This window comes from Mycetocola sp., assembly GCF_025464835.1.
GTDB lineage: Bacteria > Actinomycetota > Actinomycetes > Actinomycetales > Microbacteriaceae > Mycetocola_A.
Genome location: NZ_JAODMP010000062.1, coordinates 26,880 through 43,690 on the forward strand (window position 1 = coordinate 26,880; position 16,811 = coordinate 43,690).

Genomic DNA, 16,811 nt, shown 5'->3' on the forward strand with positions numbered 1-16,811 from the left:
TCAGCCCTTCTCAGCCGACTGTTCGGCGAGGAACGCATGCACCGAGGAGATCACCACCGAGCCTTCCCCAACCGCCGACGCAACACGCTTGACCGACCCACGCCGCACATCGCCGATCGCGAAGAACCCGGGTACCGACCCCTCGAGCGCACCAGGAGCACGTTCGTGCGACCAGGCCCGGCGACCACCCTCGAGCACCACGTCGCTTCCGGTCCAGACGAAGCCCCAATCGTCGCGGAGCACCGCATCCGGCAACCACCCGGTGTGCGGCGCAGCACCGATGGTGATGAACAGCGCGTGGGAGGGAACACGAGTCTCCTCCCCGGTGGTGCGGTGTCGCAGCACGAGGTGATCCAGCCGGTCGCCGTTGCCACCTCCGCCCACCACCTTCGTCTCGGTGAGCACGGCCACGCCGGCCGCGGCGAGTTCGTCGATGAGATAGGCAGACATGCTCGCGGCGAGGTTCGGGCTCCGCACGATGAGCGAGACGGATGCCGCGTAACGGGCGAGGTGCAACGCCGCCTGACCGGCGGAGTTACCGCCGCCGACGACGTGGACGATCCGCCCGGTCTGAGCTTTCGCCTCGACGGCGGATGCTCCGTAGAAGACGGCAGACCCCACCCACGGGTCCAGCCCGGGAGTCGCGAGCCTGCGATACGACACCCCGCTGGCGAGAACGACCGCCCGTGTGCGAACGGTATCGCCGGGGGCGACCGTGAGCCGGAAGCAACGGTCGTCGACCTCCATCCCGACCACCTCACGGGTGTGGCCGAAGCGGGCGCCGAAGACCCAGGCCTGCTGGTAGGCGCGTTCGGACAATTCGGCACCGGAGACACCGCGGGAGAAGCCAAGGTAGTTGCGGATGAGAGAACTGGACCCCGCCTGCCCGCCGACCGACTCGCGTTCGAGCACGAGGGTGTCCAGACCCTCCGAGGCGGCGTAGACGGCGGCTGCCAGACCGCCAGGGCCGGCACCGATGATCGTCAGGTCGACGGTGTGCGACGGCAGGGTAGTGGTGAGGCCGACGGCGTCCGCCAGTTCGCCATCGGCGGGGTCGACAAGAAGCCTGCCGTCGGCGAGGCGCACCGCCGGAGAATCCGACGGCTCAGCGCCGACCTCCCTGGCGGTTGCTTCTGCAAGCGCTGAGCCAGGGGCGGCATAGCGGAAGCGGATACCAGCACGCGACAGAAACCGCCGGATCTCATGCACCCGGGGGAGCCCGTCCCGGCCGAAAACGATGGCGTCCGGGGGGTGGTCACCTGCCGCGCGCTCCCATTCCAGCAGGAATTCGGTCACGGTGCGGTGGAAGTATTCGTCAGGGGTGTGCCGCGGCTGAACGACGTAGTAGTCGATCAGGGTCCTGGTCATGGCGGTGAAGATCGACTGGGCCACCTCTGAGTCGGTCCAGGACCCCCATCGCACGACGAGTCCCCTCCGCACGTCGGGGAACAGTCTGCGCGCGACGTCGAAAATGGTGCCGTCGTGCTCATCCTCGGTGAGATCATCCGAGAGGACCAGAGCCACCCGGTCGCCGTTCGCGGCCGCGCGGCGGAGCAGGTCGGCCGACTCCGCGGCGCTCGCCGAGGCGAGAATGCGGTAGTTCGCTGAGTAGCGCCGGCGAAGTTCCTCCGAGAGACGTTCCCGCGTGTCATCGGCGGCCGCGCACGCCAGGATGATCGGCTCAGGACTCGTCGATTCGTCAGCCATGTCCAGACCTCCACCCGCTCGGCCCGCGAAACCGTCGCCGGATTTCTGCGGCAAGAGTACTCCTCGGGTACGGCTCACACCACTGCGCCGGTGAAGGGTAGACGGGACAGCGGGTGTCGTTGGAAGAATCCAGTGATGAATCCCTCGCGGATCATTCGAACCCCCGACCAGCGTCTGCGCGTTTGCCCGTGATGGAGCCTCGTCGTTCGAAACGGCACGTGCGGGAGGGAGGGCACTTTCGGCAGGCGCGGCAGGGAGGAAGCGCTCCACCTGCAGCCCGCCGGCGCCACTGTGCGTTCTGCGAGCGCAGCGCTCGAACGGTCGACGACACCGAGGCATTGTGGCTGCTGCGTGATCGTGACAGTCTGAACGCTGTCCCACAAGCACCGGGAGTACCTTGACCTCGTTCACCACTTCGGCCGACGGAACCCGTATCGCTTTCGACCGCGAGGGCAGCGGACCCGCCATCATTCTGGTCGGAAGCGCCAACCAGTTCCGTGCATTCGACACAGGAACTGCCGAGGTCGCCCGCCTGCTGGCGGAGTCCGGCTTCACAGCGATCACCTACGACCGTCGTGGTCGGGGTGAAAGCACCGACACGCTGCCGTATGGCGTGGATCGCGAGGTGGACGACATCCGGGCGTTGCTGGATGTCGCCGGAGGGTCGGCCGCGCTCTACGGAAGTTCATCGGGGGCCGTGCTCTGCCTGTGGGCTGCTGCCGCCCTGCCAGGGGTGACCAAGCTGGTGCTCTGGGAACCACCACTCGACCTCGAGAGCGACGGCTCAGAGAACCTCGCGGGCCTGCAGCAACGCCTGGCTGCCGGTGACCGGGAGGGCGCCGTCGCCTTCTTCATGCGTGACATGCCGCCGCAGTGGTTCGAGGGCGCGAGGAACAGTGCGGCCTGGCCTACTTTGCTGTCGATCGCGCACACCCTTGCCTACGACGCCGCAGTGCTGGAGAAGGCCGAGCGGGGAAAGACGTTGCCAGGGGAGTGGGCCGCCATCACCGTTCCGGCCATCGTTCTCATCGGCGAGGAGACCCAGCCGATCTTCCCTCCCGCAGCCGACGCCATCGTCGCCGCTCTGCCACACGCCAGCCAACGGCGGATCGATGCGCGCAATCACGGTTGGGTGCCCGAGGTCATGGCGCGGGAGATCTCGGGATTCCTCAGAACCTGACAACCGCTGTCAACCCCGGCCCCTCACACCGGGCCACGAACGGCAAGCGTAATAGTCTTCGTGTATGTCTTTGCTGACGAGCCACCTCGATCTCATCGCCCCCTGGCTCGGATCCCAACGCTGGTTCGCCAGCAAAGGACGCCTTCCCGAGCTCGAATTGATCGGCAGCTGGCGGATTCCTGCCGCCGACGTCCGGCTGCACACCCACCTGATCATGGATCACAGTGCAACCGTGCCCGTGCTCTACCAGCTGCCTGTCACCGAGCGCGCATTCCCGCTTGACGGTGCCGACGCGTCGCTGATCGGCACGTACCCCGACGGGGACGATACCGTCTACCTGTACGACGGACCTCACGACCCCGCATACGCTGAGGCGCTGTTGCGGATGATCACCGGTAACGCCACGGCGGTGCCGGAGGGGGCGGATGCCACAGGGCGCGCCTTCGGCAGCCTGAACGTCACGTCGATCCTTGACGCGCGAGTACTCACGGGTGAACAGTCGAACACGTCGATCATCTACCGTGTTGTCACCCCTGGTGGACCGCTTCGGGTGATCTGCAAGGTGTTCCGCGCCCTGCACCATGGCGAGAACCCGGACGTCGTGCTCCAGTCCGCGCTCGCCGCTGCCGGCTCACAGAGCGTGCCGCACTCCATCGGTTGTGTCACGGGGGAGTGGAACGACATCGGACAACCCGACGGCCGGGCCAGCGGGCACCTGGCCTTCGCCCAGGAGTTCCTGGCCGGCGCTGAGGATGCGTGGCGTTTCGCGTTGCGCGCCAGCGAGGCCGGCATCGACTTCACGGCGGATGCACACGACCTCGGTGTCGTGACCGCTGAGGTCCATCGCACCCTGGCTGCATCGTTGGGGACCCGTGCGCCAACGGCTGAGGACGTCGCCGAGACGCTCGTCAGCTGGCGCTCCCGACTCCAGGTCGCCATCGACGAGGTACCGGCCATCGCCGAGCTTCGCGAAGCGATCGACGGCCTCTACTCCGCCGTCGCCGATCTGGACTGGCCGTCGCTGCAGCGTATCCACGGCGATTACCACCTCGGCCAGGTGCTCCTCGCCGACGGTCATTGGATCCTCCTCGATTTCGAAGGGGAACCGATGCGCCCGATGCTCGAACGTTCGCGGCCGGACTTCGCCCTGCGCGATGTCGCCGGAATGCTGCGCAGCTTCGACTACGTAGCCGGTTCGCTCGGCAGCACCGAACAGGCCGCCGCCTGGACCAGTGCCTCCCGGCGGGCTTTCCTCAACGGTTACATCGAGGAATCGGGCACTGACCTCCGTGCCCACCGCGAACTGCTCGACGCCTTCGAAGTGGATAAAGCCGTCTACGAAGCCGTCTACGAAGCTCGCAATCGGCCGGACTGGTTGCCCATCCCGCTGACCGCTTTGCGCAGGCTCGCGGCACGCAGCCGGTGATCCGGTAGGTCGGCGATCCTTCAGCGGCGCTCAAGCACGCCGCGGATGAAAGCTGCCTGTCCGACGTGTTCCAGATCGTCGGCGAGCACACTCACCAGCCGGACGCCGAGCGTGACCGGCGGGGTCCAGCTCTCGTCGACGATCCTGTCCAGTTCCGCGTCAGACAGCCCGGAGACGAGATGCATGGTGCGGTCGTGGACCTCGTCGAAATAGCCGAGCAGGAGGTCGGGTGACTCAACGACGACGGCCGCGACGTCATCGCTCGAGTGAGCGTATCCGGTGTCCGCCGGCGGCAGCGGGAGACGGAACCGGTCGACCCAGCCCGCCGAAAGCCAGATCTGATCGGTGCCGAGGATGTCGGCGATGTGGTCGTCCTGGATCCGGGTGAGATGCCAGACCAGCCAGGCGATCGAGTTCGCGTCTGCGTCGAGCCGAGCCATCAGCATTCGTGCGTCGAGTCCCTTCACGACCCGGTGAACGCTGCCGGAGACTCTCCCGAACGCATCCGTCAACAGATCTGCACGTGTCATGATGAGCTCTCCTGGATCTTCGAGTATGACGGTTCGCGCACCCGGCGGGCCCAGGCATACCACTCAGAGCCCGGCAGCAGGTTGCGCACGGGGTCGTAATGGTCAGGGGTGTCGACCGGGCTTCCGGCCTCGCGGCCCAGTTCGAGCACGGCGAAGGGATGCCAGCGCCCGGTGATCGTCGCTGAGTACAGGCGCAGGCGCCAGGTAGTTCTTTCGAGCGCAGCTGCGAGCTCGGGTAATCCGGTTGGGAGGTCCTCCGGTTCTATCGTGCGGGCGGCGAGGAGCACTGGGCCGCCCGCCGAGCGATACGGGAAGAAGGTGGTGAACCGGGCGCGGGAGGGGGATCGCTGCGCTGCCAGCCAGAACCGGGACGGGACACCGAACCCTGTCGAGGCGAAGAGGACGTCAGCGGCTCCGGTCGGCACGGCCAACCGCACCGCAAGCCCGATCACGTCTGGCAGGGGAGAAGGAACGCCAAGCGATCGCGACACGCGTGCCGACACGGTGATCTCCGCGGCGGGCGGGGAATCGAGGACGGGCAGACCGGTTGTGCTGCCGGTGAGGAACCGCACGGTTCCCTCGAGCGCGACACCGTGCGGATGGATCGGCCGCGGATGCCGGATCCGCTGCAGGAGACCGAAACCCTCAGCGAGGAGCCGCCCGACGACGCCCGCCGCGGTGGGGTGCTCACTGGATCCGGTCATCGGGAAGCTCCTCCACTCCGACCGACTTGGAGCGCCAACGCGATCAGCGGCACCTGCAGAGGGAGCCGGGCAACGACGAAGACCCGGACCGGCAGCGGTTGCCGGCGAACGATGCTCACCGTCCGGAGATTCGCGGGAAAGACGGCGACCAGAAAGACCGCAGCGAGAAGCCCGCCGAGGTTCCGGAAGCGATGGGATGCCACAAGAGCGGCGAGCACCAGCTCGGCCGCCCCGGACCCGTAGGTCCAGGAGCGGCTGGAACCGGGAAGACGCAGGGGCACGATCGGATCGAAGATGCCAGGGCGGAGGAAATGAAGTGTGCCCGTTGCCGCGAACATGACCGCCGTTGCCGTTGCCGTCGCGGCCGCCCCAGGCCCCGGTCGGGTGGGAGCTGTTCGCGACGCAGGCATGGAGCAACAGTATGGGCAGACACCTGCTGAGGCAATGGCCGACCAGCGGCTCAGCTTCGTTCGAGCAGCCGATTGGAAAGGATGGCTTCGAGGGAGAGCACCTTGTATCCCTCGCTCTCGAAGAAGACGGTGATCCGGTCCTCTTCGACGTGCATGACCACGCCGTCACCCCATTCCCTGTGGCGGACAGCCGCCTGGGCCGGGAAGATCTCCGATTCCACGTCGGCTTTTTCGTCGGATGCGGATCCTGAGCTGCACGTGTCGCAGTTGCCGCAGGGCTCGGGCAGGTCCTCGCCGAAGTAGCCGAGGAGGTACCGTCTCCTGCATCCTGTGGTCTCCGCGTACGCCCGCATCATGGCCAGGCGGGACTCCTCAATCCGCTCACGGGAATCCGCTGTGGCGACCGCGGCGGCGAGCCCCGCCTGCGCGGCCTCCTCGGGCGTTCTCGACCTCAGTGATCGGGACAGCCGCAACCCGCGCCGGATCGCGACGAGGGCATCCGCCTCCTCCAACAGCGATATGACGCCGCTGAGCTTGCGACGGGACAGCCCGGTCGTCCGGGACAGCCGCGCGACGGACACGGCGGTGTCCGATTCGGCCACCGTTCGCAGTACCGCGACGATGGCGTCCTCGTCCGGTGTTCTCGACGCGAAGAACGCACGGAGTCCCAGGTCCTCGGATCGGTAGTGGAGGGCGGCGAGCGCCTCGTCGCCGTTCCGGCCTGCCCGGCCGATCTCCTGGTAGTAACTATCCGGGGAATCGGTGATCGCAGCGTGAACCACGAAGCGGACGTTGGGCTTGTCGATTCCCATGCCGAACGCCGATGTCGCGACGACCACGTCGACGCTGTCGTCGAGGAACGCCTCATGAACCTCCCGCCGTTCACCCGCGCTCAGTCCCGCGTGATAGGCGCGTGCCGCCAGGCCGCGCTGCGTCAACTCGTCGGCGTACCGTTCGGTGTCGCGGCGGGTCGCCGCGTAGACGAGTCCCGGCTTCGGCAGGTCAGCGACGGCATCGACGACCGCGTGCCGTTTCGCAGCATCCGACTCGTGGCGGTTCACCTCCAGCCGGATGTTGGGCCGATCGAATCCGCGGGTCAGCACCAGCGGGTCCGTCATGTGCAGCCGTTCAACGATCTCCTCGCGGACAGGCCCAGACCCTGTCGCGGTGAGCCCCAGGGTCGTCGGTCCTGACAGCCGGTCGATGATCGCCCCAAGCCGCAGGTAGTCCGGGCGGAAATCGTGACCCCACGCCGACACGCAATGCGCTTCATCAACCACGAAGAGCGAGACGGTGAGCTCGGTGAGACGCTCCACGACATCGTCCTTCGCGAGCTGCTCCGGCGCGAGGAAGAGGTACCCGGCCTCCCCGGAAGCGAGCGCCGCCCAGGCCCTCTCATTGGCGGAATCGGACTGCGCCGAGTTCACCGCCACGGCGTCAGGGGCGCCAGGCGCTGCGGTGATGCCTGCGACTTGGTCCGCCTGAAGTGCGATCAGGGGAGAGACAACGACGGTGACACCATCGAGAAGGAGTGACGCTACCTGGTAGATCGCCGACTTGCCATACCCGGTCGGCATCGTCGCGAGCACATCCTGGCCGGCGAGAAGGGCGTCGATCGCCGCCCGCTGGCCAGGGCGGAGTTCCGCCCAGCCGAACGCCGCCTCGGCCACCTCGCCGACGGCATCCGCTTGTCCGTCGCTCGGATGCCTCACCTGCGACACCGTGCTGCCGTCGTTGGTTCAGCGCGCTGTGTCATCGCCGTACCGGCTGGTCTTGGGAGTAAGGGCGCTCAAATCCGACACATCACCGGTGGGATCGGGCAGGTCGTTGAGCGTCACCAGCCCATCCGGGTCTTTCGGGTCCCGGATGCCGGTGATGCGCTCACCGATGGTCGACCGGGGACCGCGCGGTTCGTCAGGGTATTCGGGGTGTTTTTTCCTGTCCATGTCTCTCCTCAGAATACATTTGTCACGGGATGGGCCTGGATCCACCGGGAACGGCTGGACCGGTCGGCCAGCGGAGAACCGCCGCAACCCCGGCTCGCTGAGGTAACCGCCCGGGGTCCACGAACATCAGGCCGGAGCCGGCGACGAGGGCGGCACGCGCCAGCGCGAGGGCGGCCGGGACCGAATCGAGAACGGGGACCCCCAGCGCCTCCTCCGGCGCCGACGCCACCCACGGTTCCGCCGCGAGAGCGAACAACGTGCGATCGCCGATCGAATCGAGGTCGAGAAGCATCGTCTCGACCTGCCCCTGCTGGAGGGCGTGGAGAACGGCGCCGAGCCCGACGGCACCGTTTTCGAAGTCGCCGGCGGAGAGCCTGTCGATTGCCGTGGTCTCGTCCGTCGCACGCAACTCGTCGAGCCTCGTGGCGACGTGTTCGTCGAGGGCATCCCTGGATGAACCGGCGGCCCGCACGTGCGTCGGAACGGTTGACATGATCTCACGCGACGCCGGCGTGAGCTCTTCGGAGAGCAGCTGGACGGCGCGGATGTCGCCAGCGAGGACGAGCAGCCGCGGCCGCAACTCTCGCACCAGAGCGTCGACGGCCTCGGCGAGCTGATTCTGGTTCTGCTTCCAGATTTCCTCTGAGTGGTGCTGGTACCGGCTGTGGGACCAGCCACCGGCCTGCACCTTGTTCAGGCTGTCCGTGCGTCCCTGGACGTCCTCATGGCGCAGGGTCCCGGTGTGGCGAGCGCGGAAGGCGTGGATCTCACCCCCCTCACGCCCTGCCTCGACGACGAGGTAGAGAGCGTCGTTGTTGCGGTCGACGAGAAGGGGGAGCGGGTTCGGGACGGTCGAGTACGCCACCATCTCGGCGGATGCCATCGGTCCGCCCAGAATCTCGTCGACGGCTGGCTCACCGTCAGCGACGACGAGGAACCGGGAACACGGGCCGCCGACGCCGGTCGGCTCGGCGAGGATTCGATCGATGACGGCACGGTCGGCCTCCGGTGAGCCAGCTGCGGCGAGCGAATCCTGAATGACCCGCCTGTGCAGGTCGGCATCCTGACCTGAGCCGTCGAAGAGCTTGGCCGCGTCAACATGAACGATGCTCGAAGGGGCCTGGCGACGCCACAGAGCCGCCCACTGCTGGATCTGATCCGAGCGGATGTCACGAGTCGTGTTCTCGGTTGTTGGTCGATTGACCATGATCTCCTCCTCAGAAGGGCGCGAGACACGCAGGGCGTCGAACAGGCCGGCGACCGCGCCGCGATGTAACGAATGCTTCAATGAAACCCTCGCCGCAGGAGCGGCACAAGGCCTGCTTTCGCGAGTCGCCGGTATTGGCGCCGCTGACGGATCGCGTCTATCATCCAACGCCGCAAAAAGCCAGCGACAGCGGCCGAAAAGGCCCCACGGAGGTCGACAGCCTAGATTTGTACAGGCGCCGTCAGCATGTTCGCGGGCGACGTCTGACAAGGAGATCGATGGAAATCTGGCCAGGAACCGCCTATCCGCTCGGTGCAACCTACGACGGAAGCGGCACGAACTTCGCCGTCTACAGCGAAGCCGCACACAAGGTCGAGCTCTGTCTCGTCAACGAGGAGGGCGGCGAGGAAACCAGGATCGAGCTGCGCGAGGTGGAAGCCTTCATCTGGCACTGCTACCTGCCCGAGGTGCAACCGGGGCAGCGATACGGTTACCGCGTACACGGGGACTACGACCCCAGCCAGGGCAAGCGGGCCAATCCGAACAAACTGCTTCTGGACCCGTATGCCAAGGCGACTTACGGGAAGAACGACTGGAGCCAGGCGTTGTTCGCGTACAACTTCGGGGACCCAGACTCACGCAATGACGAGGACTCCGCTTCGCACACGATGCTCAGCGTCGTGGTCAACCCGTTCTTCGACTGGGCCGGCGACCGGCACCCCAGCACACCGTACAACCAGACGGTCATCTATGAAGCCCACGTCAAAGGTCTTACGCAGCTCAACGAGAGCATCCCGGAGGCGCAGCGCGGAACGTACTCGGGCATCGCGCACCCCTCCACAATCGAGCATCTGCAGAAGCTGGGCGTCACGGCGATCGAACTCATGCCGGTGCACCAGTTCGTGCAGGACTCCACCTTGCTCGACAAGGGGCTGAGCAACTACTGGGGCTACAACTCGATCGGCTTCTTCGCCCCGCACAGCGACTACGCCTCCACCGGTGAAGACGGCCAGCAGGTGCAGGAGTTCAAAGGCATGGTGCGATCGCTCCACGCCGCCGGCCTCGAAGTCATCCTCGACGTGGTCTACAACCACACTGCCGAGGGGAACCACCTCGGCCCCACTCTGTCGTTCCGCGGCCTCGACAACGAGGCCTACTACCGCCTCGAAGAAAACGACAAGCGATACTACACGGACTACACAGGCACTGGCAACACGCTCAACGTGCGGCACCCGCACTCGCTGCAGTTGATCATGGACTCGCTGCGCTACTGGGTGACTGAGATGCACGTCGACGGTTTCCGCTTCGACCTCGCGAGCGCCCTCGCGCGCGACCTGTACGCGGTCGACCGGCTCTCCACCTTCTTCGAGCTTGTGCAGCAGGACCCGATCGTCTCGCAGGTGAAGCTCATCGCCGAGCCGTGGGACGTCGGCCCCGGCGGGTACCAGGTCGGGAACTTCCCGCCGCAATGGACGGAATGGAATGGGAAGTACCGCGACACGGTTCGCGACTTCTGGCGCGGAGAGCCGTCTACCCTCGCGGAGTTCGCCTCCAGGATCACCGGTTCCGCGGACCTGTACGAGCACTCCGGTCGCCGCCCGGTCGCCTCGATCAACTTCGTCACCGCTCACGACGGTTTCACCCTGCGTGACCTCGTGTCATACAACGAGAAGCACAACGACGCGAACGGTGAGGACAACAACGACGGGGAGTCACACAACCGTTCGTGGAACTCCGGCGTCGAGGGTGACACTGACGACCCGGCGGTGCTCGAACTCAGGGCTCGGCAGCAGCGCAACTTCATTGCCACGACGCTGTTGTCGCAGGGGGTGCCGATGCTTCTGCACGGCGACGAACTCGGCAGGACCCAGAGAGGCAACAACAACGGCTACGCGCAGGACAACGAACTGACCTGGGTGCACTGGGACCAGGCCGATGCCCCGCTCGTCGAGTTCACGGCAGCCGTGGTGCGGCTGCGGAAAGAGCACCCGGTTTTCCGGCGCAGCCGCTTCTTCGACGGACGCCCCGTGCGCCGCGGCGAAGGAGAACCGCTTCCCGACATCGTCTGGCTCAACCAGGACGGCGCGGAGATGCAGCCGGAGGACTGGGACGAGAAGCTCGCGCGCACGGTTGGTGTGTTCTTCAACGGGCAGGGCATCCGTGAGCGTGACGCTCGCGGCCAGGCCATCACCGACGTAAACTTCCTGCTGTTCTTCAACGCGGACGCGGAGGACGCTGAGTTCACCCTGCCGCCGGAGGAATACTCCCCGGCGTGGGAGATCGTCGTCGACACGGCAGGGGAGGGCGCCGACTCGGTTCCTCGCCCGGCCGGAGCCCAGCAGCCGGTCGTTGCACGGTCACTCATCGTGATGAGGGCGTACAGCGCGCCGGAGGTCGAGCCGGACCACTCCGTCGCGGCCTCGCTTGCCGTTCTGAGCGGGTCGCAACTCACCTCATCGACCGACGTCAAACCCGGAGCCGGCACATGAGACTCCCGCTCTCGACATACCGCCTTCAGATCCGGGAGAGCTTCGACCTGAACGACGCCGGCGAGGTCACCGACTACGTGACCTCGCTCGGCGCCGACTGGCTCTACCTCTCGCCGCTCCTCGTCGCGGAGCCGGGATCCGATCACGGTTACGACGTCATCGATCATTCGCGAATCGACCCCGTCCGCGGCGGCGCGGAGGGACTGGCGAAGCTTTCACGTGCCGCCCGATCCGCTGGGCGCGGCATCCTCGTCGACATCGTTCCCAATCACATGGGTGTCGCGACGCCGTCAGCCAACGGGTGGTGGTGGGATCTGCTCACTCACGGGCAGGGTTCGCGGTACGCCGAGGCCTTCGACGTCGACTGGGCCGCGGCAGACGGAAAAATCCGCATCCCCGTGCTCGGCGACGGCGACACGGAGCTCGACGCACTCGAGGTCGTGGACGGACAGCTGCGTTATTACGACAATGCGTTCCCACTTGCTCCCGGGACGGCGGACGACGGTGCGGACGCCAGGACGGTCCACGACCGGCAGAATTACGAACTCGTGAACTGGCGCCGTGCGGACGCCGAGCTCAACTACCGCCGGTTCTTCGCCGTGAACTCCCTCGCAGGCATCCGGGTCGAAGTGCCGTGGGTCTTCGCCGAATCCCATGCGGAGATCGTGCGTTGGGCACGCGAGGGGCTGATCGACGGACTGCGGGTCGACCACCCGGACGGGCTCGCGGACCCGGGCGGATACCTCGACGCGCTGCAGGCAGCGACCGGTGGCACCTACGTTCTCGTGGAGAAGATTCTCGAGGGAGACGAACAGCTGCCGCCGAGTTGGGCAGCCGCAGGAACCACCGGATACGACGCCCTCGGCGACATCGACCGGGTTCTCGTCGACCCCGCAGGCAAACTCGTCCTCGACGAACTCGAGGGCCGGTTGCAGGGCACCCCTGCCGACATCGACACGGTCTGGCCAGAGCTGATCTATGAGAGCAAACGGCACATCGCCGACGGCATCCTGCGTTCCGAAGTGCTCCGCCTGGCTCGACTGGTTCCGCAGGTGGCTGGTGCTGACGACGCTATCGCCGAGCTCCTCGCCGCTTTTTCCGTCTACCGGTCGTACCTGCCGTTCGGTGCCGAACACCTGCACTTCGCTGCTCGGACCGCAGCCGCCAGGCGCCCTGACCTGGCGGACCGTATCGATGCCCTCGTTCTCGTCCTTGCCGACCCGGAGCATCCCGCCGCTGTGCGATTCCAGCAGACGTCTGGCATGGTCATGGCAAAGGGCGTCGAGGACACCGCGTTCTACCGGTTCTCCCGGCTCACCTCACTCAATGAGGTCGGAGCGGAACCTGGAGAGTTTTCGATCGGCGTGGACGAGTTCCATGCCAGGCAGCAGCATCGGCAGGCGGCGCTTCCCGCGTCGATGACCACCCTGTCCACCCACGACACCAAACGCGGTGAAGACGTTCGCGCCCGCATCTCGGTGCTGGCCGAGATGCCCGCTGAATGGTCCGCCGTCCTCGACGAGCTGCGGTCGATCGTTCCGCTCGACGACGGACCGTTCGAGAAACTGCTGTGGGAAGCCGTGATCGGCGCCTGGCCGATCACCAGGGAACGGCTCGACGCTTACGCCGAGAAGGCGGCGCGGGAAGCCGGCACGTCGACCACCTGGACCGAACCGAACGAGACGTTCGAGAAGAAAATGCACGAGCTGGTCGCTGCCGTCTTCGACGATGATCGGGTGAACGGCATCGTCACCGCCTTCGTCCGGCGGGTCGCCGAGGCCGGCTGGTCCAATTCGCTCAGTGCGAAACTCGTGCAACTCACCGCGCCGGGCGTCCCCGACGTGTATCAGGGCAGCGAACTCTGGGAGACGTCGCTGGTCGACCCTGACAACCGCCGTCAGGTCGACTTCGCGGTCCGGCGCGACTACCTCGCCCGCATCGACCGCGGCTGGCTGCCGGAGGTCGACGAAACCGGAGCGGCGAAACTGGTCGTCACCTCACGCGCTCTCCGCCTGCGCCGGGACAAGCCTGAACTGTTTTCCCGGTATCTTCCTGTCCCCGCTTACGGGAGCGCCGCCGGCCACGTCGTGGCCTTCGACCGGGGCGACGCAGTGACCGTGGCCACGCGACTGCCACTCCGCCTCCAGGCTGCCGGGGGCTGGGGCGACACGACGCTTGAACTCGCCGGGCGCCGCTGGTTCGATGCCCTCACCGGGGAACGCCACGATGGTGGCACGGTGCGACTGGCGGACCTGCTCCGACACTACCCGGTCGCCCTTCTGGTGGCCGACGACTTCGATGACTCGCGAGCGATGGAGGACTGACATGACCGAAGGTATCCGCGTGTGGGCACCTCGCGCCGGGCGCGTCGACCTGCGGCTGGGCGACGAGACTCTCGAGCTGACCCGCACCGGGGAGGGCTGGTGGGAACGGCCGGGACTGGAAGCGGCACCCGGCACTGATTACGGCTTCCTCCTCGACGGTGAAGGGCCTTTCCCGGACCCGCGCTCCCGGCGTCAGCCGTACGGGGTGCACGGGCTGTCCCGCACCGTCGGCACGAACCACCACCGAGAGACGAATTCGGCGTGGACCGGCCGCCAACTGGCCGGTGCGGTGATCTATGAACTCCACATCGGCACCTTCACTCCAGAGGGCACGTTCGATGCCGCAGCAGGCAAGCTCGCCCACCTCGCCTCGATCGGCGTGGACTTCGTCGAAATTCTGCCGGTGAACGCGTTCAACGGCACTCACAACTGGGGCTACGACGGGGTGCTCTGGTACGCCGTGCACGAAGGTTACGGCGGTCCAGATGGGTACCGGCGGTTCGTCGACGCCTGTCACGCAGCCGGAATGGGTGTGATCCAGGACGTCGTCTACAACCACCTCGGTCCCAGCGGCAATTACCTGCCGAAGTTCGGGCCTTACCTCACCGACGGGCCCGGTAACACGTGGGGGTCCTCTGTCAACCTCGACGGACCCGACTCAGACACCGTCCGCCGCTACATTCTCGACAACGCCCTGATGTGGCTCGGTGAATACCAGGTCGACGGTCTCCGCCTCGATGCGGTGCACGCCCTGGTGGACTCCCGGGCAACGCACGTGCTTGAGGAGATGGCTGTCGAGGTGGCGGCGTTGAGCGCTGCCGTCGGCCGGCCGCTCAGCCTGATCGCCGAGTCTGATCTCAACGACCCGACGCTGATCACCCCGCGAGAGGCGAACGGTTACGGCCTCGACGGGCAGTGGAGCGATGACTTTCACCATGCCGTCCACGTCGCGCTGACCGGGGAGACCACCGGGTATTACGCCGACTTCGAACCGCTCTCCGCGCTGCAGAAGGTGCTCACCCGCGGGTTCTTCCACGACGGAACATTCTCCGGCTTCCGCGGACGCGTCCACGGCCGTCCCATCGACACCGAACGGATGCCGGCCTGGCGCCTTGTCGTCGCCAATCAAAATCACGACCAGATCGGCAACCGCGCCGTCGGTGACCGGCTGTCGGCGCAACTGAATCCCGGCCAGCTCGCCATCGCCGCCGCGATCACCGTGCTCGGCCCGTTTACTCCCATGCTGTTCATGGGGGAGGAGTGGGGCGCGTCGACACCGTGGCAGTTCTTCACGTCGCATCCTGAACCGGAACTCGGCAAGGCGACCGCTGAGGGCCGCATCGAGGAATTCGCCCGGATGGGCTGGGACCCCGACATCGTTCCCGACCCGCAGGACCCCGCCACCTTCGAGAACTCGAAACTGGACTGGGACGAACTCGGGCGTCCGGATTCCGAGCGGATCCTCGCCTTCTATCGTGCTCTCGCCGGGCTGCGCAGGCACCGACCCGAGTTCACCGACCCGCGATTCGGGCGGACCCGGGTGACCTTCGACGAGGCGGACCGCTGGCTCGTGCTGCATCGGGGCGAGAGCGCGGTGGTGCTGAACTTCAGCGCTTCGGAGCGCGCCGTTCCCGTGCCGGAGGGCGAGGTGCTGCTGTCATTCACCGGGTCGGGGGAGGAGCTGTCTGCCGTGCTGGAGGGGAACCTCAGGGTCCCCGCTCATTCGGTGGTCGTAATCGGCTGACCGGTCACGGCGCAAGTGCAGCGTGGAACGCCTCAGCCGCGGGCCGGTTGAACATCACGAATCGCACAGGGAATGGCGGCGCTGCGTCGCGCACCGTGCGAACCGCGATTCTTGCGGCATCCGCCAGCGGCCAGCCGTAGACGCCAGCCGAGATCGCGGGGAACGCGATCGAACCGACGCCGAGCGAGACGGCGACCCGGATGCTGTTGCGGTAGGCGGAGATGAGCAACCCCGATCGATCCTCGGCCGGGTCCCAGACCGGACCCGCCGTGTGGATGACGTAGCGTGCGTTCAGCGTGCCGCCGGTTGTGGCGACCGCTTCTCCGGTCGCGAGGCCGTTCGGGAGGGTCGTCGCGCGCAGGTGACGGCAAGCGGCGAGGATTTCGGGCCCTCCCGCCCGGTGGATGGCACCGTCGACACCTCCACCGCCGAGCAGCGAATTGTTCGCGGCGTTGACGATCGCGTCCACGTCCTGCGTCGTGATGTCCCCTTCGACCAGTTCGAGTTCCACGGTTCTCCTTCGCCCGGTCGTCAGGATAACCGCCGGTGACGGCGTGAACCACCGGTTGCCTGCGTACTCTGGTAGCGGTAGATCGGAAACATGAGCGATCTCACCTCGTGGATGCAGGCATACGAGCGCGCCTGGGACTCGAACGATCCGGATGACATCCGTGCCCTGTTCACCGGGCCTCGTATTACACGGAACCGTGAATCGAGCCCTGGCGCGGAGTCAGTGCGATCGTCGACGGCTGGCTGGAACGAAGGACGAACCCGAAAACCACACGTTCGAGTGGTTGACGCTCGTCGCCACCGGCGACATCTGGATCGCCCAGGGCACAGCGGCCTACACCGGCGGCCGGACCTACAGTAATCTCTGGGTGGTCCGTCCAGGGCAGGACGGCTGAGCGGCAGCGTTCACCGCGTGCTGGATGGATCAGTCAAGGCCGTCCTGAAGGCAGCGGCGACGACGCAGCCTGGCGGGGAACCCGCGGTGGACCGGGCTCAGAGGGAACGAAGCCGTTCCAGCAACGGACCTGCGGCCTCGGCGAGGAAGTCGTCCTGCCCGTCGTCGCCGACCTGGACGAGGGCGATGTCGGTGAATCCGGCCTCGAGGAACGGGCGCACGCTTTCGGCCAGCTCGTCG

Annotated in this window: 14 protein-coding genes and 1 pseudogene; 6 read left to right on the forward strand and 9 right to left on the reverse strand. The window is 66.7% G+C overall.

Annotated features, from left to right (window positions below; translation table 11 throughout):
• Positions 1–1,707 (reverse strand): FAD-dependent oxidoreductase, encoded by a 1,707-nt coding sequence (locus JWP90_RS07570; RefSeq protein WP_297361943.1) that lies wholly within the window; start codon positions 1,705–1,707, stop codon positions 1–3.
• A 397-nt stretch (positions 1,708–2,104) separates the two neighbouring features.
• On the opposite strand from JWP90_RS07570, the gene JWP90_RS07575 reads away from it, so the two are divergent.
• Entirely contained in the window at positions 2,105–2,887 is a 783-nt protein-coding gene (locus JWP90_RS07575; protein WP_297361946.1) for an alpha/beta hydrolase, read from the forward strand.
• 64 nt (positions 2,888–2,951) lie between these two features.
• Positions 2,952–4,313: a phosphotransferase gene (locus JWP90_RS07580; RefSeq protein WP_297361949.1), complete on the forward strand. Its 1,362-nt coding sequence runs from the start codon at positions 2,952–2,954 to the stop codon at positions 4,311–4,313.
• A gap of 20 nt (positions 4,314–4,333) precedes the next feature.
• Here the strand turns inward: JWP90_RS07580 and JWP90_RS07585 are convergent, their stop codons facing one another.
• Genes JWP90_RS07585 through JWP90_RS07610 form a run of 6 tightly spaced genes read right to left on the reverse strand, consistent with a single transcriptional unit; the run spans position 4,334 to position 9,110 of the window.
• On the reverse strand, positions 4,334–4,843 hold the full coding sequence (locus JWP90_RS07585) for a DinB family protein (protein ID WP_297361951.1): 510 nt from the start codon (positions 4,841–4,843) through the stop codon (positions 4,334–4,336).
• The gene (locus JWP90_RS07590) at positions 4,840–5,547 is read right to left on the reverse strand and encodes a hypothetical protein (protein WP_297361954.1); all 708 of its coding nucleotides are present in this window, start codon (positions 5,545–5,547) and stop codon (positions 4,840–4,842) included. The genes JWP90_RS07585 and JWP90_RS07590 overlap by 4 nt, the downstream gene beginning before the upstream one ends.
• Positions 5,544–5,957, reverse strand: coding sequence for a hypothetical protein (locus tag JWP90_RS07595; RefSeq protein ID WP_297361956.1), 414 nt, complete (start codon positions 5,955–5,957; stop codon positions 5,544–5,546). Before JWP90_RS07595 ends, JWP90_RS07590 begins: the two co-directional genes overlap by 4 nt.
• 50 nt (positions 5,958–6,007) lie before the next feature.
• On the reverse strand, positions 6,008–7,669 hold the full coding sequence (locus JWP90_RS07600) for an ATP-dependent DNA helicase RecQ (protein WP_297361958.1): 1,662 nt from the start codon (positions 7,667–7,669) through the stop codon (positions 6,008–6,010).
• A gap of 27 nt (positions 7,670–7,696) precedes the next feature.
• Complete coding sequence (locus tag JWP90_RS07605; RefSeq protein ID WP_297361961.1) at positions 7,697–7,903, reverse strand: hypothetical protein; 207 nt, start codon at positions 7,901–7,903, stop codon at positions 7,697–7,699.
• Positions 7,904–7,925: 22 nt separating this feature from the next.
• On the reverse strand, positions 7,926–9,110 hold the full coding sequence (locus JWP90_RS07610; RefSeq protein ID WP_297361964.1) for a Vms1/Ankzf1 family peptidyl-tRNA hydrolase: 1,185 nt from the start codon (positions 9,108–9,110) through the stop codon (positions 7,926–7,928).
• A 278-nt stretch (positions 9,111–9,388) separates the two neighbouring features.
• Between JWP90_RS07610 and glgX the strand changes: the two genes are divergently transcribed.
• From glgX to treZ, 3 genes are read left to right on the forward strand one after another with little or no spacing between them, the layout of a single operon-like run.
• A complete protein-coding gene (glgX, locus tag JWP90_RS07615) occupies positions 9,389–11,599 on the forward strand; it encodes a glycogen debranching protein GlgX (RefSeq protein ID WP_297361967.1) in 2,211 nt (736 codons plus the stop codon).
• The gene (gene treY / locus JWP90_RS07620) at positions 11,596–13,923 is read left to right on the forward strand and encodes a malto-oligosyltrehalose synthase (protein ID WP_297361970.1); all 2,328 of its coding nucleotides are present in this window, start codon (positions 11,596–11,598) and stop codon (positions 13,921–13,923) included. The genes glgX and treY overlap by 4 nt, the downstream gene beginning before the upstream one ends.
• A gap of 1 nt (position 13,924) precedes the next feature.
• The gene (gene treZ, locus JWP90_RS07625) at positions 13,925–15,667 is read left to right on the forward strand and encodes a malto-oligosyltrehalose trehalohydrolase (protein WP_297361973.1); all 1,743 of its coding nucleotides are present in this window, start codon (positions 13,925–13,927) and stop codon (positions 15,665–15,667) included.
• Positions 15,668–15,671: 4 nt separating this feature from the next.
• On the opposite strand, the gene JWP90_RS07630 is transcribed toward treZ, so the two are convergent.
• Entirely contained in the window at positions 15,672–16,178 is a 507-nt protein-coding gene (locus tag JWP90_RS07630) for an O-acetyl-ADP-ribose deacetylase (protein ID WP_297361976.1), read from the reverse strand.
• Positions 16,179–16,374: 196 nt separating this feature from the next.
• Between JWP90_RS07630 and JWP90_RS07635 the strand changes: the two genes are divergently transcribed.
• Positions 16,375–16,572 carry a hypothetical protein gene (locus JWP90_RS07635; RefSeq protein ID WP_297361979.1) on the forward strand — a complete coding sequence of 66 codons (198 nt, stop codon included), beginning with the start codon at positions 16,375–16,377 and terminating at the stop codon, positions 16,570–16,572.
• A gap of 97 nt (positions 16,573–16,669) precedes the next feature.
• On the opposite strand, the pseudogene JWP90_RS07640 reads toward JWP90_RS07635, so the two are convergent.
• Positions 16,670–16,811 (reverse strand): annotated as a pseudogene (locus JWP90_RS07640) (LLM class F420-dependent oxidoreductase); the annotation flags it as partial.